This is a genomic window from Streptomyces lacaronensis, from assembly GCF_047337785.1.
In the GTDB taxonomy this organism is placed as follows: Bacteria; Actinomycetota; Actinomycetes; order Streptomycetales; family Streptomycetaceae; genus Streptomyces; species Streptomyces lycopersici.
On sequence record NZ_JBLHDK010000003.1, the window covers coordinates 6,217,288 to 6,230,187 of the forward strand.

Below are 12,900 nucleotides of genomic sequence, written 5' to 3' on the forward strand. Positions count from 1 at the left end.
CGCACCGGGACCAAGACCCGCACCGGGGCCGAGACCCACACCCCGCACCCCGCACCGGGCTCGGCCTTACCGCCTGTCCGCCGATTCCCCCGTGCTCGTCGCGCCCTTGTTGAGATACGCGAGGACCGCCAGCACCCGCCGGTGCCCGCTGTCGCTCGGCGGCAGGCCCAGCTTGGCGAAGACATTGCCGATGTGCTTGCTGACCGCGCGCTCCGAGACCACCAGTGTCCGGGCGATCGTCGCGTTGTCCCGGCCCTCCGCCATCAGGTGCAGTACCTCGCGCTCGCGCGGCGTCAAGGAGTCCACCGGATCGTCCCGGCGCCGGGTCATCAGCTCCTTGACCACCTCCGGGTCCAGCGCCGTACCGCCCGCGACCACCCGTTCCAGCGCGTCCAGGAACTCCTCGACCCGCCCCACCCGGTCCTTCAGCAGATAGCCGAGCCCGCTCGCCCCGTCGGCCAGCAGCTCGGCCGCGTAGGTCTCCTCGACGTACTGCGAGAGCACCAGCACCGGCAGGCCGGGCATCTCCCGCCGCGCCGCGAGCGCCGCGCGCAGCCCCTCGTCGCGGAAGCCCGGCGGCATGCGGACGTCGAGCACGGCCGCGTCCGGGCGGTGTTCGAGGAGGGCGGGCAGCACCTCGGGGCCGCTGGAGGCGACGGCCACCACCTCGTGCCCGGCGGAGTTCAGCAGCAGGACCATGCCCTCCCGCAGCAGAGCGTTGTCCTCGGCGATCACCACACGCACGGCAGCTCCACTTCGATCAGCGTCGGCCCCCCGACGGGGCTGGTCATCTCCACGGTCCCGTCGAGCGCCGCGACCCGGCGCCGCATGCCGAGCAGCCCGCTGCCGCCCGAGGGATCGGCCCCGCCCCGCCCCTCGTCCCGTACCGCGACCCTCAACCTATCGGGCCTGCGGACGAGGCCGACCGACGCCTGCCGCGCTCCGCTGTGCTTGGCCGCGTTGGTCAGCGCCTCCGCGATCACGAAGTACGCGGCGGCCTCGACCGCCGCCGGGGCGCGGGGTCCGTCCTCCACCCCGTCGTCCCGTACGGACACCTCGAGCCCGCTGCCCGCAGCGAGCGCCCGTACGGCGCCCACGAGTCCGCGGTCGGTGAGGATCGGCGGATGGATGCCGCGCACGACATGGCGCAGCTCGGTAAGGGCCTCCTCGGCCTGGTCCTGCGCGTCCGCCAGCAGCTTGTGCGCCGCGTCGGGGTCCTTCTCGTACGCGCGCCGGGCCAGCCCCACCCGCATCGAGAGCGCCACCAGGCGCGCCTGCGCACCGTCGTGCAGGTCCCGCTCGATGCGCCGCAGTTCCGCCCCGTGCGCGGCGACGGCGCCCGCCCGGGTCTCGGACAGCTCCTCCACCCGCTCGGCGAGCCGGGTGCTGCGCAGCGCCTCCGGCGACGGCAGCAGCAGCGCCCGCGACCACGTCGCGTCGAGGTCGACGAGCCGCTCGATCAGCGGCAGCACCACGGCCCGTTGCTTCAGCAGCCCGCACCACACCCCGTCGACGAGCAGCCCGATCACCCACACCGGCATCGCACCGCAGGCCAGCAGCCAGCCGTAACCCGCGTGGGCCACCATCCAGCGCAGATCGCGGTACGTGGCCGGATCCCCGACCGCCGCCCGCGCCCGCGCGAACGCCTCCCCGGTCAGCGGCCGGTACGCCTCGGGCACCGGCTTCCCCGTCCAGGCGCCCACCAGCCGCCGCTTGTACCCGGCCGTCCTGCGCAGCAACAGCACCGACTCGGGCAGCACCCCGGCCCCCACGACGGTGGCCATCGCCACGGCGGCGAAGATCACCACCCCGATGGACAAGTACGAGGCCAGGGCCAGCCCGGCCGCTCGCAGCAACTCGACCGAGGCCCACCCCGCCCGCCGCACCGTCTCCCGCATGGCCGCCAGGCTAAGCGACGGGCTGGGCCCGCGGGAGCGGAGTGCGCCGGCCGGTAGGTGAATCGGTGGGGGGGTAGCCCGCTACACCCCGGATCCGGGGGCGCGGCCCATCGAGCCGGAGAAGCGAATCCGCAATCGTAGAACTCAGCAAACGAACCCCCGGACCCCGAACCCCGAACCCCCGACCACTCACCGGCCCACCAAGGGCCCCGCCGAAAGGAACCCCTCATGAAGTCCCTGCTCTGGCTGGTCCTGGCCCTCGCCGCCATCGTCAACGTCGCCTCGAGCTTCGCCTTCGGCGGCGTCGAGCAGATCCTGGTCAGCAGCGTCACCGGCCTCACCGCCATCGCCGCCGCCACGGCCCTCTACCTGACCCGCGACCGCCGTACCGCCTGAACGGGTGCACCGGCGGCTACCTCACCTCGGACATCCCCCGCCACCACCGACTGTCCGGAGCGTCCACGCGAACGATCCTGGCCCTCGCCGAGATCTTGGTGTCGAGGGCCCAGACGAGAGCCCGCAGCTCGCGCGCGCTCTTCTTGGGCAGGGCGTGGAGTGCGGTCTCGAGAGTGTCGCGGAAGTACCCGGGATCGCACCCACACTCGTAAATCCCGCACCGAGGCCCCCAGGAAGCGTCGGTCACACCTCTGAGAGGACCGTGGGCCAGGGCCCTCCAGTGCCAGAAGGCTTCCTCGACTGCCTCGGGCCAGAAGCGGGTGCGCTCGAGCCGACGCAGATCGGCGGCGCAGGCCCCCGAGAGACGGTCGATCGGCGGATACCGCCGACGCCACAGGACACGGACCGGAACGTCGCCCCGCAGGGCTGATGGGCGCCTACGCGGCATGGCCCTTTCGGTAGCTGGTCATGCCGGCCAACGTACCGCCCCCGAACGGCGGCCGCCCAAGCGTTTTTCGGAAGCACGCTCCCGGGTCGCTCAGGCCCCGGCCCCCGCGTCGGCGCCGGTCCCGGGAGGATTGTCGGGTACGAGCACGAAGCTGATGATGTGGCGGGTGCGGCCGTCACCCGGAGTGGTGGCTGGCCGCCGCCCTCACGGTGGAGGGTCTCGCCGTGCTGCGCTACGACCGGCGTGGCGCCGGCGCCACCCCCGGCGCCTGGCGGGCCACCGGCTTCACCGACAACTACAAGGACGCGGCCGCCGCCCCGCACGCCCTGGCCGAGCACCCCGCCGTACGCCCCGACGCCGTCGGCCACAGTGAAGGCGCCCTGCACGCCATCTGTTCGTACGCCCGTCCGGTGGAGGTCAATCCTTCGGATAAGCGTCCCAGGGGGAAGCGTCCGACTCGGGCTGTGCCCCTGCCGGGAACGGGTGCGTGGGCGTACGTCAGACCCGGCCGTAGAGGGTCGCCAGGTCGATGAGTCGGATATTCCGGTCGGTCGCCGCTGCGGCGTGCGCTGTGTCGTTGAATCCGGCTCCGCTGAAGCAGATGAGCCGGGTGTTGGTTGTGTCATAGCGCCCGGCCTGGCAGATGAGGTCGCGGACGTGCTGGAGGCGTTCGATGTGAGCGATGCCCATGGTGTCGTTCCACTTGGCCTCCCCGATGGCCAGGAGTGGCGGCTTGGCGCCGTCGGCGATTCCGATGGCCGCGACGTCGATTTCGTGGCCGGTGCGTGCCTTGGGGTCGTGAACGACACCGTGTCCGACGCGGGCGGGCAGACCGCCCAGAAGCTCGGGGTCCGCGTGATGCAGCGCCCAGTCGCGGCAGACTTGTTCGAAATGGGGCCCGAGGACATTGCTGACGAAGCGGCGACGGCTGGCCTGCCAGACCCGTGGCGCGCTGCCCGGGCGTTCGAGTTGGTCCCAGACCGGGCGCATGATGGCGTGGTAGAAGCCGATCAAGGGTTCGGCGATGCGGTAGGTGGGCCGGTTGTCGCGGAAGGTGTCGGCGTCTCGGTGCAGCAGCCCGGCGTCTTCGAGCACGTTGATGGGGTGCGCGATGTCGGTGGCCTTGCGTTCCAGATAGCCGGCCATGCCTCCGCGTGTGGCGTTGCCGTCGGCGACGGCGGCCAGGACGGACAGGTACAGAGCCGTGTCGCGAAGATCGGGCTCTTCCGCGAGGAGATAGCGGGCCTCGCGGAAGAGGGGGGTTTCGGGGTTGAGGACGGTGCGGATGACCCAGTCGTCGAAGTCGTCCGGCCCCTTGGGTGTGTCGCCGCGCGCGAACTCGCGCCGGTAGGCGGGGGTGCCGCCGACGATCGCGTTCACCTTCATGGCCAGGTGGGGGTCGGTGATGCCCCAGAACTCGGCGGCGAGGCGGTGGTCGAGGGGACGGACGACCAGTTCGAGCCCCGCCCGTCCGCGCAGTGGGGCGTTGCCCGACAGCAGTCGGCCCATGAAGGACAGCGCGGAGCCACAGAGCAGCAGCCGGGTACGTGAGCCGACGCGCTGGTCACGCAGAGGTCGCAGCGCCTCTTGGATGATCGAGGGCAGCTCGGGGTTGGCTTTGGCGAGGTATGGGAACTCGTCGATCACCACCGGGAGGGGCCGCTCGGCGCCGAGCGCGAGTAGCGCATCGACGGCCTCTGACCAGTTGGCGAAGTGGAACGGGCTGGCAGGGCGGACGTGGTCGGTCAGTGCGGTGCTGATCCGCCGCAGTGACTCGGCGTCGGCGGCCTCGGTCGCGCCGAAGTAGAACCCTCCTGTGGCACGGCAGACGGCGTCCAGCAGGAACGTCTTCCCCTGGCGACGACGTCCGGAGACCACCCCGAGGGTCGCACCGGGCTGCGGATCGCTGATGAACCGGCGAACCGCGGACCACTCGTGATCCCGGTCGAACATCTCGGCAGGCTTGTCCACGGCTCTCCCTGGATATAGAAGTACGCCTACATAAAACATACTCCTAGTTTTCGACCGGTACCTACGGCGAGCCGCCCACTGGGGCTGATGCTGCCGCGTGGCGTCACGGCGGCGAGCACCGCCGGAGACCGCGCGGCCGCACAGGACTTCCTCAACGAGGCGAAGGACGTTGCCCGCTACGTGGCCCTTGACCGCCCCGACGCTTGGGCCAACTTCAGTCCCACCAACGTCGAGCTGCACGCCGTCAGCGCCTCCGTCGCCCTCAGCGACTCGGGCGTGGCCTTGGAGGCGGCCGGCCGCTGATGCGTCGGTCGATCCCGGTCCCCGAACGGCGCGCAGCTCTGTGGGTCGACGCCACCCGTGCGTACAGTCAGCAAGGCAGGCTCGCCGACGGAAACCGGACCCTGCGCATCGCAGAAGGCCATGCGGCCCAGGACATCCGGCGGCCGGCCGTGCGTGAGCTGGTGGCTGACACGGCCGCCCGTGCGGTGATCGCGGAAACGAGGCACCAGACCTGTGCTGTGCCGCCGCACAAGATCACGAAGGGGCCCGGACCGTGATCGGTCCGGGCCCCTTCGGTTGCCCTCGCGGGCGGCTGCGGAGGATACGAGATTCGAACTCGTGAGGGGTTGCCCCCAACACGCTTTCCAACTGTGTTGGTGGGCTGCCTGCTCTCGTGCGGGGCCGTCCACCTGCGTTCATGGACGGCCCGTTGTGAGAGCGGCTACCGGCTTCGGTCCCGCCTGAACGGCCATGAACGGCGCGGAATGAGACGGAAACTGAGACGGTCAGCTGGTGCCGCGACGGCGGCTTCCGCGCAGAGACAGCAGTCTGCGGGGTCGTCTGCCCGCCGCGCGTCGTAGCTCCGCGTATCGGGTCACTGAGTCTGGGCTCGCCGTCCGCACCCACACAGGGGCGCCGATCAAAATGCGGTCTGCACCCCGTCTGTTGTCGTGGAAGTCCCAACGGCTCGGAGTCAACTCGACATCGGTGTAGATCTGAGCGAACCACTCACAGTCGTGAGCGTGCGCAAGTGTGAGCCCACGGGTCCAAGGTTCTTCGTGATCGGTGCCAGGGTGCTCACTCCCTTGGTTCAGGGCGATGTGTAGCGCCTCAACGGAAAGCGATTCAGGATCGTCCCACTGTGACGTGTTCCGAGTACCACGGCTCTCCAGCAGCTCGGCAATGGCGTACCAAGCAGAAGAGAACCAGCCGGCCGCCGGGGCGTCTGATGGTCGAAAGGGTTGGCCAGGGAAGCTGTCCAGGCTACCGAAGAGGACTAGATCGATTTGTCGCCCTTCGACACTATTTGTTTTGGTATGGAGTACTGCGCCCTTATCTTGCTCTGGCCCACCGATGAACCGCGCGATGTGAACCTGACCGACGCCTTTGGCGAAGCGAGCGGGAGGCGGTGCGCTGAAAGCGGAAACGGCCTGATCCCCGATCACCTTTTCGATTTTGCGAGCCTTTTCGCGGCGGGTGAGACCCGCCCGCTCTCGGTTTCCGACCTCTGCCCCGACGCCTTGCGGGGCAGCCTTGAGGGTCCAGCTCAGCTGGCTATCCCACGTGACGCCGTTGTCGGATGCGATCTCGTCGACGCGGCGCTCTGACCAGTACAGGTAACTACCGGCGTCGGCTTCCCTCACCACTACTTACACTTCTCCGATCAAATGGTTACCGTGGATCTTGGCGGCTCCCTTCCAGCCACACGCCGAGCATCGCTCCAAGTAGGCGTACGGAGATGCGTCCATGGCGTCGATCTCCGGCATGACCTTGAAGTTCTGTCGGTTATGCACTCGTCCGCAGGGCGCATCAGCTGAGTGATACACCGTCAGTTCGGGCCCAGGCGTGATGCGCACGAGACAGGGGAGCCTCGCGCTGGCGTCTCCCAGCTGACTGATCTCTCGATCGATGTCCGAGAGCTCAGAGTTGAGGGCACGCTGCAGTTTTTGAATCCTCTTGTTGTGGTCGTCCAGGATCTTGAGCTTGCGCAGCCGAAGTGCCTGCACTCGGTCAGCGAACGACATGCCTCCCCCTAAGAGGTGCTAAGCAAGATGAACACTTCTTAGTGGCTAGATGCCGGTCGCGTCCTCCGGTCGACTTCCTTTGAGGGAACTTTGGTGGTTTCACGGCATCGCTAGGGCGACATATGCTAATTGCAAGTGTCGGCGGAACGACGTTGCACGGGCTCTCCACCTGGGACGCTGTGATCCCTAGCAGCTGGTTGGACCACTGACCTCGTCGAACGTCTAGCATGCGCCTCGCCAGAGTCGCCTGCTCTGCCCGTGCTTCCCCGCTGCTCCCCGCCGATCTAGCGCGCATGTGGTGCGCGTCGCGCGGCATCAGAGATCGTGCTCGTGGGGCGCAATCATCAGCGCTCACGGCTAGGGGCGCAGGACGCGCGGCTGGTTCCCACTCTGTAGAGCAGTTGCATACCTGGCTTTGTCTGGGGCCGGCCTGGGTACGACCTGGACCTGACCAACAGCCAGGCTTCGTCCATGGCGGAGGACCTGCCAGTGCCAGCCGCGCATCCAGCGCTTCATCAGGCCGAGGCGGCCCATCTGTCGGCCTGTTGCCAGGCTGTGGTCACTCACAACCTGGCGGAACGAGCTCTGCTACCGGGATGATGGACTCAGAGGGGCACACGGAGGGGGAGAACATCTATGCGGATGAGCTACGAGGAGCGACTGTACGCCAGGCTTGTTTTCGCTGAAAAATTCTCCAATCTGTACGGTAATTCTTTCGAGGACTTCTTTCATGCGCTCATGCAGTTGCGCTATCCCGACTTCGTTCCGGTTCGAACTGCCGGACAGCTTGGGGATCGAGGTGCGGACGGCCTATCCCTGATCGAGGAGAAGCTTTATGCTTGCTACGCGCCGGAGACCTACGATGCAACGAAGGTCGAAAGTAAATTTAACAGCGACCTTGAGAAAGCTCGCACTAAGAGAGACGGCGAGTTCGAAGCCTTCGTTTTCACGCATAACGAAGTGCGTGGCATTCACCCTCAAGTGAGCTCGTTGATAGTCGATGCATCAAAGGTCAACAAATTCAGGGTTGAGCAATTCGGTAAGCCACATTTCTGGCGAATCATATCTCGCCTTGAGAAGGAGGACGCTGAAGACCTCCTCTCCTGCAGTATTCCCATTCAGGAAAAAGTCTATGGTATCGGCCTGGATGACCTTATTCCGTTGCTTGAGCACCTACAGCGCGAGAGGTCGACGGCCGCTGACCCAGGCGTATCTCTGCCTGTAGTACCGCCCGAAAAAATGGAATACAACTCCTTGACCGGTGAGACGCGAGAGCGACTGATTCGCGGAATGGAGTACACCCATCTTGTCGAAGCCTACTATGCGGGAACATTCGATATCACGAGCCGTGACGAGGCGGCAGAGGGTTTCTCCCAGTATTATGCACACCTGAAAGAGGAAGAGAGTGACCCAGAGGAAATTTACTACGAACTACTGAAGTATGTTTTGGGGAACGAGCTTCCGAAGCCATCTAAGGCATGGGCCGCGGAGGTAATCCTTTCCTACTTTTTTCAGTACTGTGATATATTCGAGCGTCCGCCAGTCGGATGGACAAGTGGCGGAATTCAAGGGAGTGGAAATGTTGCTACCCACTAAGGGTATTTCTGCTGAGCGGGCTCTCTTGACTGTGGCAGCTCAGACACTGAAGCAAATCGATGGACCTGTTACGGTCAGTCAGGCATGGGCTCGATTCCGCGAGTGGAGAGAGCATGAGGGATTCTCCTCTCCCATTCCCTTCTGGTGGTTCGCTTACGCACTGGACGTACTTTTCGCCATCGGACGCATCGAAGTGCGTGATGGCGTGATTGTTAGAAAGGAGGGTAATGCTTCGCCGACTGTCCTCGTCTGATGCGCGCTTCAAGGCGCTTGAGTTCCACTCGGGGCTCAACATCCTTTTGGCTGAGGCAAGGGACCAATCTTCCTTCACGGACAGTAGGAATGGCGCTGGCAAGACGAGCGTTATCGAGCTGCTGCATTTCCTCCTAGGCGGTAAAGCCGATAAGAGCATCGCCTTGCGTCCTGAACTGCGTGAAGCATCCTTCTCGCTGAAGCTCGACTGGCCTGCTGTCGCTGACGGCATGACAGTCACTCGAAGCGGCGCCCGAGCCACCACGATTAACCTAGGCCCCAGCCCGCGAGAGTCCTCGCATCTGGAGCTGATCAGCGTAGATGCAAATGTTGGCCTCGCTGAGTGGCAAAGGATAATCGAGGAGGACTTGTTCAGGCTGCCGGAGGAGCACTCTGGGGTTAGCGGTCGAGCCCTCCTCTCTTATTTCATGCGGCGATCGTCTGCTCATGCCTTCAATGAGGCAATCCGCATTTTTCCGAGGCAGTCTGAGGCTGAGGCCACGACGAATATTGCTTACCTCCTTGATCTTGACTGGAGACTTGCCAACCAGTATCGAACCATCAGTAAGAAAGAGGCTTCAAGAAAACAGCTGATCAAAGCCGCAGAGGACCCCATGCTCGGGCGGATAGTAGGTAAATCCGCCGAGCTTCGCGGACAGATCACTATCACGGAGGCCCGAGTCAGCGAACTTCGTGCACAGATCGGCGAGTTCCGAGTAGTCCCTGAATATGAAAACTTGAAGAAGGAAGCGAATGCAATCGCCTCCAAGATGCGTTCACTTAATTCCCAGGACAGCCTCGACAGGAGCAATCTAAGCCAGCTTGAGGAGGCTGTAGCTGACGCTAGCGATCCACAGGACTCTTATCTAGAGAATCTCTATGAAGAGCTCGGCGTGATTATCCAGGATGCCGCAATTCGGCGATTTGATGAAGTTCGCCAATTTCATGCATCGGTGATTCAGAACCGCCGTCGTTACCTTCTTGAAGAGATTGACTCCCTGAAGGAGAGGATGGAAAGGCGATCCGCTCTGTTGACGGAGTTGGGAGCGCGTCACTCCACAATTCTCCAGCACTTGAATGCAGGCGGTGCTCTTGATGGGCTAATTGCGCTGCAACAATCTCTCGCTCGCGAGGAAGCCACACTGGAATCCCTCCGTCAGCGATACGAGGCTGCTACGGCACTGGAGAGCAGTCGCCGCGAGATCACCGCCATGAAGGTGAAGCTGGAGCAAGACATGGATCTCGATTTGCAGGAACGTAGATCAGTCGTTGAGCAAGCTGTTCTGTTGTTCAGTGAGTATGCGCAGCGACTTTATGGCGACGGCAGGCCGGCCTACCTAGCGATCGAGGCGGGCTCTAGCAGTCTGAAGATCACCCCGCATATCGAGAGCGACGATAGTCGAGGAATTAGTAACATGTCGATCTTCTGCTTCGACATGATGCTAGCAACGACCGTCCGAAGGCGTGGACTGCCAATGGATTTCCTTATTCACGATAGTCATCTCTTCGACGGTGTTGACGGAAGGCAGTTGGCTAGCGCTTTGGAGCTCGGCGCTGCAATTGCTGAACGTGAGGGCTTCCAATACATCGTTACCATGAACTCCGATGAGCTAGAAAAAGCCCAAAAGAATGGTTTTGACGCCGAAAGGGCGCTACTAGAGCCGACATTGACGGACGCACTCGATGACGGTGGTGTTTTCGGATTCCGCTTTGCCTGAGTGCGTCTGACACGTAGGTCGGCGGAGTGGCTTTGGGCTGGAGTTTCAATGGGTAAGTCAAGCGTGGCCGCGATCAGTAGCCGAAGAAGTGACGGGCCGGATCTCTGACCTGCCGCCGGGCAGTCGATCAATGCTGCGACCTGGGACTTAGATGTCGCTGGTTTTCAGCGTTGATCGTTGTTGGGCGTCCTCCGATGGCCCACAGACGGCCCCGTCTATGACGGTTCACCTGCACCATGGATGGACCCTGAGGTATTCCGGTGCACCCCTGACATGTGGCTAGAAGGGCTTCTTCTTCACCTTCCCGGAGACCGCCTGCCTGGTATTGATTACGGCTGGCGGAATGGCCAGAAGGACGAGGATCAATCCAATCACCCACAATAGTGAGTGCGCCAACCGGGGATCCTTGTCCGGATTGTTTTCTACGCCCAACCATGCGAGGCAGCGAACTTCGTAGTAAATAATATTTGCGATCATCCCAAGCCAGCCTACTGTCGCCAAGAGAAAACCGTTCCGTGCTAGGGTGGCATGTTCAGGGTTCTCGTCGATATAGTCTGCAACGCCTTTCCTGATCAGTCGAAGTTCGGCGACAGCGAGGGCACCCAAGGCCGGAATGATTTTTGCGCTATTGTCGGCTAGCGATTTTGTCATCTCCATAAGCCCGAGTCTCGGCCCCCCTGACTCTCAATCACGGTATTGCTGCTGCATGTCACGGGAGCTCCTTGTATATTCACTCGAAAGACGCGACGGAGAGTTGAACGTGAAATGCAGGTGATACCGCCGTCAGCCTTGCAGATTTCTCAGCCCACCCCTTTCCCCAGCGTCCATCCCGTCCGCCGTCGACCCACACACCGTGGAGCGGGCGTGGTTCATGGCGTCCAGGTGGAGCGCGCTACTGTACGAACGACCTGGACGCCATGGGCCGCGTCTGCTCGGCTCTGCCTGGGTCGACGGCGGACGGGATGGGCGCTCCCCGCGCACGCCACTACGTGCCCGCGGCCGGCGACGGCGCTCCTCCATCCCGGTGCCGGCCGATCCCCCGCCGGAGGCATTGCCTTGACCGAGGCCGGGCTATGCGGTGTTCGACTCATGGCCACCGGCACTATCCATCAGTGGGCGCGCGTCGGCGCAGCGCGGGCGGAGCGGGCCGGAGGCAGGAGCGGCGTCCGCAGCGGAGCCGGGAGCGCGCCCGGCGGAGCGGAGCGCAGCCGGGGCTTGAACCTGTAGAGAAGGTTGTAACTCAGTGGCCGTTGGCCTGGTGTCGGGCGATCTTGTGTGTGGTGGGGCAGGTGAACTGTTCGGCGCATGCCGGAAGGCGTCGAGACTCACGGTGGGCGAGAGGCAGGAAGATGACCGGCCGGAGGATCCATTCGATGTGGGTGTCTTGCTGAGTGAGTGCGAACGTGGCTGCTTTCCCGTTCGTGAGGGTGTCTTCGGCTTCCTTGTAGCCGTAGGTGACCCAGTCCCATGCCTCATGGGCTGTTTCCCGGTCGAGTGCTGAGGCGATGGTCCGTACGGTGATGCGGACCCAGTTGGTGGCCTGGCTCGGGTTGTTGGTTTCGATGGAGGCGAGCAGGACTGAGCGGGGTCCTATGGCTGGTGAGCTTGTCCAGCATTCGCACCAGTAGCCGGGGCGGAGCAGGGGCCTCAGCATGTGGTGGCTCCTGCCTCGGGTGCTGCTACGAGCTGGGCGGTGACGGTGCGGCCGTGTTGGCTGCCGGTGATGTCCAGGCGGCGGGCGAGTGCCATGACGATGGTTAATCCGCGGCCGTGGGTGTCGTCCGGGTTGGCCTCCGTGTGGCGGGGTTCTTCTGGGTGGCCTCCCTCGTCGGTCACGGAGATCGCGACGGTGCGCGGGGAGAGCGACAGCGTGAGCTGGAACGTGCCGTAGGCGGTGCCGCTCGCGGTGTGGGTGAGGGCGTTGCTGCCCAGTTCGCTGACGATCAGCTCGGCGTCATCCGCGCAGGGGTGGTTGCTGAGGATGTCGCGGGTCCAGCGGCGGGCGCGGGTGACTTCTTCTCGGGATCCTGGGCACATCAGGCCCCAAACTCGCGGAGCACTCATATACTCGTCCATACAAGTTCCTTCGTGCTGGTAGGGGCTATGGGTCGTGGGTGCGTGCTAGATGAGTCGTACGCCGTCGTGGGCGCGGATGGCCGGCGGGCTGGTGTTGTCGAGCGCGTCCAGGACGCGGATCGCGTATGCCTCGTCGGCGAGCTCGGTGATCTCGTCGCGGGTGGCCCAGCGCAGTGCGCGGGTTTCCGCTCCGGTGGTCGGTGTGCCGTCGATCGCCTCGCAGCGGAAGACCATGGAGACGATCAGGCCGGTCATGTTCTTGTAGACGCCGGTGAGGGTCGCGGGATGCGCGATCTTGATACCGGTCTCTTCGAGGACTTCCCGTTGCAGGGCGTCGGGGATGGTTTCCTCGCGTTCGAGCACGCCGCCGGGCGGTTCCCACTTACCGTTGTCGCGTCGCTTGATCAGCAGCGCACGGCCCGCGTCGTCGACGATGACTCCGGCGACGCTCACGGAGTGCGGGCGCTCAGTGCTCACGTTCCTCGGCCCTCTCGGCTGGCTAGGCTCTCCACCGTAGC

The 12,900-nt window shown here is 64.4% G+C and carries 14 protein-coding genes and 1 pseudogene; 6 read left to right on the forward strand and 9 right to left on the reverse strand.

What is annotated here, in order from left to right:
- Nucleotides 1–66 precede the first annotated feature (66 nt).
- Nucleotides 67–744, reverse strand: coding sequence for a response regulator transcription factor (locus ACMTAK_RS27095; RefSeq protein ID WP_191064323.1), 678 nt, complete (start codon nucleotides 742–744; stop codon nucleotides 67–69).
- On the reverse strand, nucleotides 732–1,898 hold the full coding sequence (locus tag ACMTAK_RS27100; RefSeq protein ID WP_413808603.1) for a sensor histidine kinase: 1,167 nt from the start codon (nucleotides 1,896–1,898) through the stop codon (nucleotides 732–734). The genes ACMTAK_RS27095 and ACMTAK_RS27100 overlap by 13 nt, the downstream gene beginning before the upstream one ends.
- Before the next feature lie 228 nt (nucleotides 1,899–2,126).
- Between ACMTAK_RS27100 and ACMTAK_RS27105 the strand changes: the two genes are divergently transcribed.
- Both ACMTAK_RS27105 and ACMTAK_RS27110 read left to right on the forward strand, forming a co-directional pair.
- Nucleotides 2,127–2,294 (forward strand): hypothetical protein, encoded by a 168-nt coding sequence (locus ACMTAK_RS27105; protein WP_413808604.1) that lies wholly within the window; start codon nucleotides 2,127–2,129, stop codon nucleotides 2,292–2,294.
- Between the two features lie 672 nt (nucleotides 2,295–2,966).
- Nucleotides 2,967–3,275, forward strand: coding sequence for a hypothetical protein (locus ACMTAK_RS27110; RefSeq protein WP_413808605.1), 309 nt, complete (start codon nucleotides 2,967–2,969; stop codon nucleotides 3,273–3,275).
- Here ACMTAK_RS27110 and ACMTAK_RS27115 read toward each other — a convergent pair.
- Nucleotides 3,241–4,713 carry an AAA family ATPase gene (locus tag ACMTAK_RS27115; protein WP_413808606.1) on the reverse strand — a complete coding sequence of 491 codons (1,473 nt, stop codon included), beginning with the start codon at nucleotides 4,711–4,713 and terminating at the stop codon, nucleotides 3,241–3,243. The genes ACMTAK_RS27110 and ACMTAK_RS27115 overlap by 35 nt on opposite strands.
- 78 nt (nucleotides 4,714–4,791) lie before the next feature.
- Between ACMTAK_RS27115 and ACMTAK_RS27120 the strand changes: the two are divergent.
- A pseudogene (locus tag ACMTAK_RS27120) lies at nucleotides 4,792–5,273 on the forward strand (hypothetical protein); the annotation flags it as partial.
- A 228-nt stretch (nucleotides 5,274–5,501) separates the two neighbouring features.
- On the opposite strand, the gene ACMTAK_RS27125 reads toward ACMTAK_RS27120, so the two are convergent.
- Entirely contained in the window at nucleotides 5,502–6,362 is an 861-nt protein-coding gene (locus ACMTAK_RS27125) for a DUF7019 family protein (RefSeq protein WP_413808607.1), read from the reverse strand.
- A 3-nt stretch (nucleotides 6,363–6,365) separates the two neighbouring features.
- Entirely contained in the window at nucleotides 6,366–6,740 is a 375-nt protein-coding gene (locus ACMTAK_RS27130) for a hypothetical protein (RefSeq protein ID WP_413808608.1), read from the reverse strand.
- Nucleotides 6,741–7,382: 642 nt separating this feature from the next.
- On the opposite strand from ACMTAK_RS27130, the gene ACMTAK_RS27135 reads away from it, so the two are divergent.
- Genes ACMTAK_RS27135 through ACMTAK_RS27145 form a run of 3 tightly spaced genes read left to right on the forward strand, consistent with a single transcriptional unit; the run spans nucleotide 7,383 to nucleotide 10,306 of the window.
- The gene (locus ACMTAK_RS27135) at nucleotides 7,383–8,336 is read left to right on the forward strand and encodes an ABC-three component system protein (RefSeq protein ID WP_413808609.1); all 954 of its coding nucleotides are present in this window, start codon (nucleotides 7,383–7,385) and stop codon (nucleotides 8,334–8,336) included.
- Nucleotides 8,320–8,589 carry an ABC-three component system middle component 6 gene (locus ACMTAK_RS27140; RefSeq protein ID WP_413808610.1) on the forward strand — a complete coding sequence of 90 codons (270 nt, stop codon included), beginning with the start codon at nucleotides 8,320–8,322 and terminating at the stop codon, nucleotides 8,587–8,589. The genes ACMTAK_RS27135 and ACMTAK_RS27140 overlap by 17 nt, the downstream gene beginning before the upstream one ends.
- Nucleotides 8,564–10,306 carry an ABC-three component system protein gene (locus tag ACMTAK_RS27145; protein ID WP_413808611.1) on the forward strand — a complete coding sequence of 581 codons (1,743 nt, stop codon included), beginning with the start codon at nucleotides 8,564–8,566 and terminating at the stop codon, nucleotides 10,304–10,306. The genes ACMTAK_RS27140 and ACMTAK_RS27145 overlap by 26 nt, the downstream gene beginning before the upstream one ends.
- 279 nt (nucleotides 10,307–10,585) lie before the next feature.
- Here the strand turns inward: ACMTAK_RS27145 and ACMTAK_RS27150 are convergent, their stop codons facing one another.
- The 4 genes from ACMTAK_RS27150 to ACMTAK_RS27165 all read right to left on the reverse strand — a co-directional run bounded on the left by ACMTAK_RS27150 (nucleotide 10,586) and on the right by ACMTAK_RS27165 (nucleotide 12,835).
- Nucleotides 10,586–10,963, reverse strand: a complete 378-nt coding sequence (locus ACMTAK_RS27150) for a hypothetical protein (protein WP_413808612.1) — start codon at nucleotides 10,961–10,963, stop codon at nucleotides 10,586–10,588.
- A 583-nt stretch (nucleotides 10,964–11,546) separates the two neighbouring features.
- On the reverse strand, nucleotides 11,547–11,960 hold the full coding sequence (locus tag ACMTAK_RS27155) for a hypothetical protein (RefSeq protein WP_413808613.1): 414 nt from the start codon (nucleotides 11,958–11,960) through the stop codon (nucleotides 11,547–11,549).
- Nucleotides 11,954–12,382 (reverse strand): ATP-binding protein, encoded by a 429-nt coding sequence (locus tag ACMTAK_RS27160; RefSeq protein ID WP_413808614.1) that lies wholly within the window; start codon nucleotides 12,380–12,382, stop codon nucleotides 11,954–11,956. The genes ACMTAK_RS27155 and ACMTAK_RS27160 overlap by 7 nt, the downstream gene beginning before the upstream one ends.
- Before the next feature lie 45 nt (nucleotides 12,383–12,427).
- Entirely contained in the window at nucleotides 12,428–12,835 is a 408-nt protein-coding gene (locus ACMTAK_RS27165) for an NUDIX hydrolase (protein WP_413813001.1), read from the reverse strand.
- Between the last annotated feature and the right edge of the window lie 65 nt (nucleotides 12,836–12,900).